Origin of the sequence: Streptomyces sp. UH6 (genome assembly GCF_013421635.1) — a bacterium.
In the GTDB taxonomy this organism is placed as follows: Bacteria; Actinomycetota; Actinomycetes; order Streptomycetales; family Streptomycetaceae; genus Streptomyces; species Streptomyces abyssomicinicus.
Map to the genome: position 1 here is coordinate 1 of NZ_JACADT010000085.1, position 11,302 is coordinate 11,302.

Below are 11,302 nucleotides of genomic sequence, written 5' to 3' on the forward strand. Positions count from 1 at the left end.
TCACGGGTGCCGGTGGAGACGCACAAGGTGTAGGCCAGGTCCTCGGACCGCCTGCCGGTGCGCGGGCCACCCCGCTCGGCCTCCTCGGCGAGCAGCGCGTGGTACTCGTCGACGAGCTTGCGCAGGGTCGCGGGGTGGGGCGTCAGCATCGGCCTACTCCTTCGCGAAGGCGGTTCGCAGGCCCTGGCCGAGGGCTTCCTCCCGTACCCGTGCACAGCTGCGGCTGATCAGCCGCGAGACGTGCATCTGGGAGATGCCCAGCCGGTCGGCGATCCGGTTCTGTGTCATGTCCTCGAAGAACCGCATGTAGAGGATGGCCCGCTCCCTCTCGGGCAGCCGGCGCAGCCCCTCCTTCGCCGCCTCCCGGTCGACCACCACGTCGTACGCGGAGTCGGAGGAACCGAGGGTGTCGGCGAGGCTGTAGCCGTCGTCGTCGGAGGAGAGTTCGGCGTCCAGGGAGAGGGTGCTGAAGCTCTCCAGCGCCTCCATGCCGGTCGCGACCTCGTCCTCGGTGAGCCCGGCGTACTCGGCGATCCGCGCGGTGCTGGGTTCCGGGCTGCCCGGGCTCTGGGTGAGTTCGCGCCGCGCCACCCGCACCTTGTTGCGCAGTTCCTGCACCCGGCGCGGGACCCGCAGGGCCCACATCCGGTCGCGGAAGTGGCGCTTGATCTCGCCCGTGATGGTGGGGACGGCGTAGCTCTCGAACGCGCCGCGGGAGGGGTCGAACCGGTCGATGGCCTTGACGAGTCCGAGCGCCGCGACCTGCCTGAGGTCCTCGACGGATTCACCGCGGTCGCGGAACCGGCTGGCGATGCGGTGGGCCATCGGCAGCCACGCCTCGGTCAGCTCCTCCCGCACGGCGTCCCGCTCCGGCCCGTCCCCGAGTCCGGCGAGCCGGGCGAAGGCGGCCGCGGTGTCGGGCGCGTCGTCGTGCGACCTGCGACCGGAGGTCCGCTGTGCGGCGGTGTGCGAAGTTTCGGAGCGACTTGTCGACATATCGATGACCATGCGATTGAGCTCCTGAGCAGTGGGGGGTCAGGGAACTGCCGCGGAAACGCTGCCCACGGTCGCCGGGAAGGTTTCGGATGCCGGGCGGTGGCGCCGTTCCGCGGCGCGTTTATCCGGCCCGAAGCACGAAACCCCACCTGCCCCAGGGGTCGAACGGCAAACGCCTCGATCTCCAATATTGTGACTGTCGCCACCCCACCGCGCACGCGGGCGGCTCCCGCGCGGCGTCGGCCCCCTGCCGACTTGCGGTCACTTCGAGCGAAAGCGCTGGTCAGCCCTTGATGAGATCCGCTTCACAGAAAAGTTTTCCTTCGGGTGGAGTAGGAAGCGAAGCTCGGGGCAGGCGAGCGTTGTCACCGAGCACAGGGGTGGCACGCAGCTACGAGGACGAATACGGCGTGTACCAGGATCTGTTCGACGACCTGTACGGCGTGTTCGAAGACTGCAGACGATCAGAGAGGAACAGCATGGCAGCCGTGACCGCGGGAGAGGCAACGACCACGGCGCAGTGGGAGGTCCGGACCGAGGAGACGACCGCGGGACTTCCGTACATCGAGGACCCGTCGGCCGTGGCCCCCCGGGACGCCCGGGAACTGTCGCGTGAGTTCCTGAACCGCCTCGCCGTGCTGGAAGAGGGCACGCCGGAGTACCAGTACGCCAGGAACACGCTCATCGAGATGAACCTGTCGCTCGTCCGGTACGCCGCGTCCCGCTTCCGCGGCCGCGACGACTCGATGGAGGACATCGTCCAGGTCGGCACCATCGGCCTGATCAAGGCGATCGACCGGTTCGAGCTGACCCGCGAGGTCGAGTTCACCTCCTTCGCGGTCCCCTACATCGTGGGGGAGATCAAGCGCTTCTTCCGCGACACCAGCTGGGCCGTCCACGTCCCGCGCCGTCTGCAGGAGGCGCGTGTGGAGCTGGCCCGGGCGACCGAGGAACTGCGCAGCCGGCTGGGCCGCACCCCGACCACCCGGGAGCTCTCGGAGCTGATGTCGCTCCCGGAGTCCGAGGTCGTGGAGGCCCAGAAGGCGTCCAACTGCTACACCTCCTCCTCCCTGGACGCCGCGCTCACCCGCGACGGCGGCAACGACGGCGAGGCGGTGCTGGCGGACTTCATCGGCGCCGAGGACGCCTCGCTGGAGCTGGTGGAGGACTTCCACTCGCTCGCCCCGCTCATCGCCGAGCTGGACGAGCGCGACCGACAGATCATCCACATGCGTTTCGTCGAGGAGCGCACCCAGGCGCAGATCGGCGAGGAGCTGGGCATCTCGCAGATGCACGTCTCCCGCCTGCTGAGCCGGATCATCAAGAAGCTCCGCAAGGGCCTGCTCGACCCCTCGGTGGCCTGAGCCCCCACCGCACGGCTCTCCCCTCACCTGCCTCATCCGCGGACCGGCGTACGCAGCGGTCCGCGGATGAGGCAGGATTGCGTCGTACCGATAGTTGTACGAACCATCGAGAGAGCGCGCGGTAGTACGTGGACACGAGCAGTCGAAGCGGCGTCGAGGATCGCGACGACGCGGACAACACGGCGGACGGCATCTCCGCGGACGGCATCTCCGCGGACAGGGCGCCGCTGGCGGAGGGGACCGGGCGGGCGGCCGCCGACGGGCCGGATGAGCACCCTGCGCCGGCCGCCGCGGACCGCGGGTGGCGCCGGTTCGCCATGGACACCCGCCCGCTGCGCCGGCCCGCCTACCGGAGGCTGTGGTCGTCCACGATCGTGACCTCGGTGGGCAGTCAGCTCACCGCGGTGGCGGTCCCCAAGCAGATCTACGACATCACCGGCTCGTCCGCCTGGGTCGGGTACGCCAGCCTGGCCGGACTGGTGCCGATGGTGATCTTCGCGCTGTGGGGCGGCGCGGTCGCCGACAGCGTGGACCGGCGCAAGCTGCTGCTGGTCACCAACGCCGGCATCGCCGTCACCTCGGTGCTGTTCTGGGCCCAGGCGGCGGCCGGGCTGGGCTCGGTCGCCGTGCTGATGGTGCTGCTCGCCGTCCAGCAGGCCTTCTTCGGACTGAACGCGCCCGCGCGGACCGCGTCCATCGCCCGGCTGGTGCCCGCCGAGGAACTGCCGGCGGCCAACGCGCTGGGCTCCACCGTGATGCAGACGGGCCTCATCGCCGGGCCCCTGATGGCGGGGGCGCTGATACCCGTCGTGGGCCTGCCCGAGCTGTACCTGATCGACGCGGTGGCGCTGTGCGCGACGGTGTGGGCGGTGTGGCGGCTTCCGGCCCTGCCTCCGCTGGACGACGGGCGGGCGCCGCGGCGGGCCGGGGTGCGGGAGGTCGTGGACGGTTTCCGGTACATCGGCATGCAGCAGGTGCTGCTGCTGTCCTTCGTCGCGGACATCATCGCCATGGTCTTCGGCATGCCGCGGGCGCTCTTCCCGCAGATGGCGGAGGAGACCTTCGGGTCCTACGGCCCGGAGTACGCCCTCGGGCTGCTGTTCGCCGCGATCCCGGTGGGGGCGGTGATCGGCGGCCTCTTCTCCGGCACCTTCTCACGCGCGCGGCGGCACGGGTGGATGGTGATCGGCTCGGTCGTGGGCTGGGGCCTCGCCGTGATCGGCTTCGGGCTCACCTCCAATCTCTGGGTGGCCGTCGCCTGCCTCGCGGCGGGCGGGGTCGCGGACATGGTGTCCATGGTGTTCCGCGGGGCGATCCTGCTGTCGGCCGCGACGGACGAGATGCGCGGGCGGATGCAGGGGGTCTTCACGGTGGTCGTGGCCGGCGGGCCCCGGCTCGCGGACGTCCTGCACGGCACGGCGGCGGCCGGGGCCGGGACGCGGTGGGCCGTCGTGGGAGGCGGGGCGCTCGTGGTCCTCCTGACGCTGGGGCTCGCCGTGGTCACGCCGGCGCTGCGCCGCTACCGCGTCTGACGCGGCCGGCGGCGGCGTCACGGGGTCAGTGGCGGGCGTGCTGGAAGGACTCGAGGAGCTGGCCCCGGGTGGACTCGAGACGGAAGGCGAGGATCTCGGCGACGATCCGCATCAGGGAGAGGCCGAGGCCCACGTCCTCCTCGGAGAGCTCCAGCACGGAGGCCGCCTCGAACTCGTAGGCGCGGACCGGGCTGAAGGCCACCGCCCCGAAGTCCCACTCGTGGGGCGGGAACAGCCAGGACCACCCCAGCAGGTCCCCCGCCCCGAGGCTCGCCACCGTCACCCGGCGCAACTGCGTGACCTGCTGGTACAGGTCGACACGCCCGGAACGCACCACCCAGAAGCGGTCGGCGACCCCGCCCTCCTCGAAGATCGGGGCGTCCTCGGGGAACGAGACCTCGCGCGCCAGGGTCATCAGCCGTTCCCTGCGTTCCGGAGTCAGCGCGGTCAGCAACTTGATCGGCTTGGTCATCACGGCGCTCCTGCCGGCCGGGCGGACACGGACACCCCTCCCCCACCCCTCCATTGTCAGCGGGTCCCCCCGCGGAGAGCACTTCGAACGGGTGAAGGGTCGGCAAAGCCGGTGAAGGCCCGGGGAAACCGGGGAAGGGGCGACGCCGGGCGAGCCGCGGGCGACGTGGAACAGGACCGCGCGGGGCGTGGAAGAGAAAAAGACCCCGACCGGACGGGGGAGACCGGTCGGGGCCGCACAGGGTACGACGAGTACGCGTCGTATGTATGAAGCTTAAACCACCTTGACCCCTTCGGGCGAATCTTCCGCCGAGATGTGATCGTCGTCGCACTCGGGGAACCCGGGGCCGATGAGCGAACCGCATCTGCCGGACGGCGAACCGGTCGAGCTCTACCTCGACCTGCTGCGTCTCCGCCTGAGTCCCGAGGAATACGACCTCCTGCTCCGTCTGGTCCGGCCCGCGCTGCGGGCGCTCGGTGAGGACGTCGACCTGGCCGATCTCGGCCCGGACGGCGACTGCCCCGACGAGGGCCCGGTGCCGCAGGAGATCCGCGACGAGGCCGCCCTGGTGATCGCGGCAGCGGTCACCGGCCGTCTCGACAACGTCCTGATCGAACTCGACTACGAGGACACGGGTCCCATCCGAGTCGTCACCGATGCGGCCAGCGCCGCCGACCCGGACCGCCGCCGCGAGATCGCGGACTCCCTGCTGCGCCGTCGGCGCGAGGACGAGGAGCTGCGCGGCATCGCCGAGGTGAGCGACCTTCCCACCGACTTCTGAGCGGCGTGGACCACCGCACCGGGCCCCGGCCGCACGCCGGGGCCCGGTCGCGTGCCTCACGCCGCCTTGCGGTCCTGCCGGGCCCGGGACCGCAGGGGCACCTGCAACGGGCGCGCGAGGCCCGTGACGGCGTCGTCCAGCCGTCCGAGGTGCCGCAGCACCCGGTCGGTGACGCGGCCGTAGCGGGGGGAGGCGTAGGAGCCCGGCTCGAGCAGCGAGGCGATGCTGGCGCCGGACTCCAGCTCGCCCGCGTCCTTGCGCTCCTCGACGTGCGCGGCGATCGTCTCGATGTTGCGCACGATCCGCTCCCCCGCCCCGGCCAGCCTCGGGTCCGCCGCGATCGCGGTCTGGCTCGGCAGGAGCTCGGCCGTCGCCGCCAGCGACCGCGCGTGGTAGGCACAGGTCTCCAGCTGGGCCACCACGTACCGCGCGGTGTTCCGCCGGCCCCGCATCGGGGTGATCGGGTGGGTGAGCGGCTGGGTCGACGAGCGCAGGTCGCCCAGCGCCTCGTCGAGCTCGCGGGCCTGGTCCAGCAGGTCGGCCGGGGGCCCGCCGCTGAGCTGGTGGACCGCGGACCGGGTCACGTCGGCGAGCCGCTCCAGCACGGTCACCAGGAGTTCGTCGGTGCGGTGCGCGGTGCGCACCGGCAGGATCAGCACGGCGGCGGCCAGTCCGCAGGCGGCGCCCAGCGCGGTCTCCCCCAGGCGCAGCACCAGCACGTCGAAGCTGTAGGTGTTGAGCAGCGTGTACAGCAGCCCGAGCATCGCCGTGACGAAGAACGACATCAGCGTGTAGGACAGGCGCGCCAGGTAGTGGGTGAGGAAGACCAGGACCAGCACCAGGGCGAAGGCGAGCTCCACCCGCTGCCCCACCAGGCCCGCCAGCACGATGCCCGCCACGACGCCCAGCATGGTGCCCAGCAGACGGCGGTACGCCTTGACCAGGATCTCGCCGGTGGAGCTGGTGTTGACGAAGACGATCCAGCAGGCGAGGACGGCCCAGTACCAGCGTTCCCGGGAGAGCAGGTCGCCGCCGACGATGGCGAGGACCGAGCCGACGGTGACCTGGACGGCGGTCCGGGTGGTGGGCCGGTCGAGCCCGGTCTGTTCCTCCTCCCGCTCGTCCTCCACGGTCTCGGCGCCGGCGATGGCGGCGTCCTCGGCCTCGATCTCCTCACGGGAGCGGGCGGTCTCCGGGCTGTCGTCGCTCTCGTCGGCGGGGCTCCCGCCGAGCGCGATCCGCAGTCCCATCACGGCGCGGGCCGCCTCGCCGACGCCCCGGAAGACGTCGCGGACGGCGGCGGACGCCTGCGCGGGGAGCTTGTCGTCGTCGCGGTAGCCGAGGAGGCGGTTGCGCACCTGGTTGAGCCCGGTGCTCCGGTGCTCGTCGGTGGAGCGCAGCACCAGCGTGCGCAGGGCCCGCAGGTCGCGGTGGAGGGCTTCGACCGCGCGGTCACGGACGGGCTGCAGGCCGCTCTCCGGCAGGACGGCGCCCGGCAGGTGCAGGGTGAGGGTGTCGGCGCGTTCGGCGCTGCGCGCGGTGAGGATGAGCAGGCCCAGCCGCTCGGCGGCGATCTCGGCGTCCGCGATGCGGCGCTGCACGAGGGAGGCGGCCCGGTCGTCGGGGGTGCCCTCGGTGAGCCGGCCCTGGATCATCATGGCCGTCTCGTGGAGCCGGGCGGTGCGGCCGCGGACGTGGTCGAGGGCTTTCTCGATCTGGTCGGGTCCGGCGTCCAGCAGGTCGATCTGGGCGCTCACCAGCTGGGCGAAGCGGGCCCGGAACGCGGCCCGGAGCCGTCCGAGGACCTGTTCCGGACCGGCCTGGACGACGCCGAACCGGATCAGCGCGCTGCAGGCGAAGCCGGCGCCGACCGGCCAGTACAGGCCGAGCAGGCCCTCGGTGCCGACGCCCAGGAACTGGGAGAGGAAGTACGACTGGAAGGCGATCATGCCGAGGGCGAAGCCCCGGTCGCCGAAGCGGCGGCAGTACACCGCGCCGAAGATCAGCACGACGAAGACGGCCACCCCGACGAAGGTTCCGCTGAGCAGGGTTCCCAGGGTCAGTGCCAGCCAGGCGACGGGCAGGCCCGCCGTCAGGCTCAGGGCCTGCCCCCGCCACTCCTTCTCGCGGACCGCGAAGGTGGCCACCATGGCGGCCATCGCGCCGGCGACCAGTTGCTCCACCCGGGCGCCGAACACGCCGACCACGCCCAGGGTGAGGGCGAGCGAGCTGACCGTGCGCAGCCCCGCCGTGAGCCGCAGCAGTCCCGGGTCGGACGCGGCGACCCGGTCGCGGAAGGCCGCCCAGCCCGCTCGCGCCCGTGCCGCCGCCGTCACGCCTCGCGCAGCTTGTGACGCTCGACGCGCTCCCGGATCTGCTCCGGCGACAGGTAGGCGTCGGTGTACTCGAAGTCCTTCAGGGTGGCGGGCTTGCGCGCCTGGAAGCCGGTGCGCACGAAGTCGTCACCGGCCACCGCGTTGAGCGCCCAGTTGGTCGCCACCCGGGCCTTGGCGACGCCGGTGCGCAGCGCCGTCCAGTGGTAGCCGCGGGCGACCGCCAGCGCGGGCAGGCCCTTCAGTTCGACGCCGAGCGGCTTGGAGACCGCGTCGAGGCCGCCCAGGTCGACGACGAGGCCGAGGTCCTTGTGGACGTAGGGCCGCAGCGGCTGGTTGCGGATCCGGGCGATGACGTTGTCGGCGACGACCTTGCCCTGCCGCATGGCGTGCTGGGCGGTGGGCGGGCAGACCGCGCCCTCCTCGCCCTTGGCGAGGTCGGGCACGGCGGCGGCGTCGCCCAGGGCGAAGACGTCCGGGCAGCCGGGCGCCTTCATCTCCGCGTCGACGACCATCCGTCCCCGGGAGGTCTCGCAGCCGAGGGTGGCCATCAGCGGGCTGGCGGCCACGCCGGCGGTCCAGATCAGGGTGTGGCTGGGGACCACGCGTCCGTCGGTGAAGGTGACCTCGGTGGGCGCCGCCTTGGCGACGGAGACGCCGAGGGAGACCTCGATGCCGCGCCTGCGCAGGATGCCCAGGGCGGTCTCGCCGAGCTTCTCGCCCAGCTCGGGCATCAGCCTCGGGGCGATGTCGATCAGGTGCCACTTGATCAGGCCGGGGTCCAGCCGCGGGTAGCGCTTGACCGCGTTGTGGGTGAGCCGCTGCAGGCAGGCGGCGGTCTCGGTGCCCGCGTATCCGCCGCCGACGACGACGAACTGGAGCCGGGCGGCCCGCTCCGCCGGGTCCTGGCTGGCGTCGGCGAGGTCGAGCTGCTGGATGACGTGGTCGCGGACGTAGGCGGCCTCGGCGAGCGTCTTCATGCCCCGGGCGTTGTCGGTCAGGCCGGGGATGTCGAAGGTGCGGGTGACGCTGCCGGGGGTGAGCACCAGGATGTCGTAGGGCTCGTCGATCAGTTCGTCGGTGACCGTCCGGATGACGCAGACCTTCGCCTTGCTGTCGACGCCGATGGCGCCGCCGGGGATGATGCGGGTGCGGTAGCGGCTGCTGCGCCGCAGCGACACCGCGATGGACTGCGGGGTCAGCACTCCGGAGGCCACCTGGGGCAGCAGCGGCAGGTAGAGCTGGTAGGAGAAGGGCGCCACCAGGGTCACGTCCGCCTCGTCGGGCCCGAGTTTCCTCTCGAGGCGGCGGACGCACTCCACTCCCGCGAAGCCCGCGCCCACCACCAGGATCCTGGGTCGTGTCACGATGGCCACCTTTCTGCGGCTCCTGGTCGGCTGATCGGCCGTGCCCGTATGTCACGGCATCGTCGGAACGACACGGTCCGGATGCCCCCGAAGGACCCTTTGATCCCACCGCGTTCCGGGATCTTTCGCCACTCGGGACCGGTCCGGGTGGCGCCGCGGGGTTCACCGGCCGCGTTTCAGCGGGCCCCACTCCTCGCGGTGGCGGGCCACCTCGGCGCGGGACGCCTCGATCACCTCGTCGCCCACCCAGCACAGCGGTTCGACGTCCACGACCAGCGGTTCGTTGTCCGGGCCGCGGCCCGCCTCGGTGCCCTTGAGGACCCAGGGGCGGACCTGCGGGCCCTTCTCCCGGGGCAGGTGCTCGTAGTCGTAGACCCGCCGTGCCGCCCACAGGAGGAGCGGGCGGTCCTCCCACCACCTCTCCACGTCCAGCGGGTTGGCGGAGAGTCCCGGCATGGGGATGCCCGTCAGCTCGTCCTTGCTGGACGACCGCGCGAGATCGACGTCCGGACCCTTCGACCAGCGCAGGTAGAGCCCGTCGTGCCGCTCGAGGAGTGCCGCGAGCGCGTCGAGCGTGTGCAGGACGGGCAGGCCGTCCCGTTCGGCGGATTCCACGCGTGATCACCTCCCGGTCGAACTCCGGGGTACCCGGCGACCGCGCACGGAATCCACCTTCCGGCAGGTCAGGCCGTTCCTCGGGTCAGGCCACGGCGCGGGCGGCCGCGCGGCCGGCGGCACGGCCGGAGAAGAGGCAGCCGCCGAGGAAGGTGCCCTCCAGGGCGTTGTACCCGTGGACGCCGCCTCCTCCGAAGCCGGCGACCTCGCCGGCCGCGTAGAGACCCTCGACGGGGGCGCCGTCGGGGCCGAGGGCGCGCGAGTCCAGGTCCGTCTGGATGCCGCCGAGCGTCTTGCGGGTGAGGACGTGCAGCTTGACGCCGATCAGCGGTCCGGCCTCGGGGTCCAGGACGCGGTGCGGGGTGGCCACCCGGCCGAGCCGGTCGCCGAGGTAGCGGCGGGCGTTGTGGATGCCTTGTATCTGGGCGTCCTTGCTGTACGGGTTGGCCAGCTGACGGTCGCGCTCCTCGATCTGCCGGCGGACCTCGGCCGCGTCGAGCAGCGGCTTGTCGGTGAGGGCGTTCATCTTCCCGACCAGTTCCTCGACGGTGGCCGCGACCACGAAGTCGGCTCCGTGCCGCTTGAACGCCTCGACCGGCGCGGGGGCGCCCTTGCCGAGGATGCGCTCCCTGAGGAAGGCCTTGCGGTCCTTGGCGGTGATGTCGGGGTTCTGCTCGGATCCGGAGAGAGCGAACTCCTTCTCGATCATCTTCTGGGTGAGGACGAACCACGAGTGGTCGTACCCGGCGATGTCCTCGGTGGTGCGCAGGTGGCGCAGCGTGCCCAGGGTGTCGTAGCCGGGCAGGCAGGGCGCGGGCAGGCGGCGGCCGAGCGCGTCCAGCCAGACCGACGACGGGCCCGGCAGTATGCGGATGCCGTGGCCCGCCCATATCGGGTCCCAGTTGCGCACGCCCTCGGTGTAGTGCCACATGCGGTCGCGGTTGACCAGCCGGGCCCCGGCGGCCTCGCTGATGCCCAGCATCCTGCCGTCCACGTACGCGGGGACCCCGGTGACCATGCTCGACGGTGCGGTGCCGAGCCGCTCGGGCCAGTACCGGCGGACGATGTCGTGGTCGGCGCCGATGCCGCCGCTGGTCACCACCACGGCCTGGGCGGTGAGTTCGAACTCGCCCACCGCGTCGCGGTTGGAGGCGACGCCGCGCGGGGAGTCGTCGTCGGCGAGCAGCGTGCCGCGCACCCCGCGGACGGCGCCCCGGTCCACGACGAGTTCGTCGACCCGGTGCCGGTGGCGGAAGGACAGCAGCCCGTCCTGGAAGGCCTGCTGGGCGTACCTGACGAAGGGCGCGACGACACCGGTGCCGGTGCCCCAGGCGACGTGGAAGCGCGGGACCGAGTTCCCGTGGCCGCCCGCCGTCAGGTCGCCGCGCTCGGCCCAGCCGACGGTGGGCAGGAAGGTGATGCCGTGGCCGTCGAGCCAGGAGCGCTTCTCCCCCGCCGCCCACTCGACGTAGGCGCGGGCCCAGCGGACGGCCCAGGAGTCCTCGTCGTGGGTGCGGTCGAAGGCGGCGCTGCCCTGCCAGTCGCTCCACGCCAGTTCGAAGGAGTCCTTGACGCGCAGCCGCCGCTGCTCCGGGGAGTCGACCAGGAAGAGGCCGCCGAAGGACCAGAACGCCTGGCCGCCGAGGTTGGCGGGGTTCTCCTGGTCCAGCAGCAGGACCCGCCGCCCCTGGCGGGTGATCTCATGGGCGGCGACCAGGCCCGCCAGGCCGGCTCCGACGACGATGACGTCCGCGTCCATGACGGTGTCCCCTCTGATCAGTTCTTGCTCGGTCGTGCGGCGTGCGTGCCGGGCCCGCGGGGCCGGCCGCGCGCCCGCCGAGC

The 11,302-nt window shown here is 72.3% G+C and carries 10 protein-coding genes; 3 read left to right on the top strand and 7 right to left on the bottom strand.

The genetic code is table 11. The features are described from left to right. Together HW445_RS07910 and HW445_RS07915 are read right to left on the bottom strand one after the other, a co-directional pair. A partial coding sequence (locus HW445_RS07910) for a DUF5133 domain-containing protein (RefSeq protein ID WP_180220308.1) occupies window positions 1–149 on the bottom strand: 149 nt, incomplete at its 3' end. Between the two features lie 4 nt (window positions 150–153). Continuing rightward, window positions 154–1,008 carry a SigB/SigF/SigG family RNA polymerase sigma factor gene (locus HW445_RS07915; RefSeq protein WP_180220309.1) on the bottom strand — a complete coding sequence of 285 codons (855 nt, stop codon included), beginning with the start codon at window positions 1,006–1,008 and terminating at the stop codon, window positions 154–156. A gap of 467 nt (window positions 1,009–1,475) precedes the next feature. Here HW445_RS07915 and HW445_RS07920 point away from each other — a divergent pair, with 467 nt between their 5' ends. Beyond that, the gene (locus HW445_RS07920) at window positions 1,476–2,360 is read left to right on the top strand and encodes an RNA polymerase sigma factor SigF (protein ID WP_151774188.1); all 885 of its coding nucleotides are present in this window, start codon (window positions 1,476–1,478) and stop codon (window positions 2,358–2,360) included. 227 nt (window positions 2,361–2,587) lie between these two features. Then, window positions 2,588–3,892, top strand: a complete 1,305-nt coding sequence (locus tag HW445_RS07925) for an MFS transporter (protein ID WP_257230922.1) — start codon at window positions 2,588–2,590, stop codon at window positions 3,890–3,892. A gap of 25 nt (window positions 3,893–3,917) precedes the next feature. Here HW445_RS07925 and HW445_RS07930 read toward each other — a convergent pair whose 3' ends face one another. Further along, on the bottom strand, window positions 3,918–4,364 hold the full coding sequence (locus HW445_RS07930; RefSeq protein WP_151773940.1) for a cyclic nucleotide-binding domain-containing protein: 447 nt from the start codon (window positions 4,362–4,364) through the stop codon (window positions 3,918–3,920). Window positions 4,365–4,713: 349 nt separating this feature from the next. Between HW445_RS07930 and HW445_RS07935 the strand changes: the two genes are divergently transcribed. After that, on the top strand, window positions 4,714–5,145 hold the full coding sequence (locus HW445_RS07935) for a hypothetical protein (RefSeq protein ID WP_151773939.1): 432 nt from the start codon (window positions 4,714–4,716) through the stop codon (window positions 5,143–5,145). Window positions 5,146–5,201: 56 nt separating this feature from the next. Here HW445_RS07935 and HW445_RS07940 read toward each other — a convergent pair whose 3' ends face one another. The 4 genes from HW445_RS07940 to HW445_RS07955 all read right to left on the bottom strand — a co-directional run bounded on the left by HW445_RS07940 (window position 5,202) and on the right by HW445_RS07955 (window position 11,219). Continuing rightward, entirely contained in the window at window positions 5,202–7,481 is a 2,280-nt protein-coding gene (locus HW445_RS07940) for an FUSC family protein (RefSeq protein ID WP_180220310.1), read from the bottom strand. Beyond that, window positions 7,478–8,854: an NAD(P)/FAD-dependent oxidoreductase gene (locus HW445_RS07945; RefSeq protein ID WP_180220311.1), complete on the bottom strand. Its 1,377-nt coding sequence runs from the start codon at window positions 8,852–8,854 to the stop codon at window positions 7,478–7,480. The genes HW445_RS07940 and HW445_RS07945 overlap by 4 nt, the downstream gene beginning before the upstream one ends. Before the next feature lie 153 nt (window positions 8,855–9,007). Then, window positions 9,008–9,460 (bottom strand): DUF6098 family protein, encoded by a 453-nt coding sequence (locus HW445_RS07950; RefSeq protein WP_180220312.1) that lies wholly within the window; start codon window positions 9,458–9,460, stop codon window positions 9,008–9,010. 85 nt (window positions 9,461–9,545) lie between these two features. After that, on the bottom strand, window positions 9,546–11,219 hold the full coding sequence (locus tag HW445_RS07955; RefSeq protein ID WP_180220313.1) for an FAD-binding dehydrogenase: 1,674 nt from the start codon (window positions 11,217–11,219) through the stop codon (window positions 9,546–9,548). Between the last annotated feature and the right edge of the window lie 83 nt (window positions 11,220–11,302).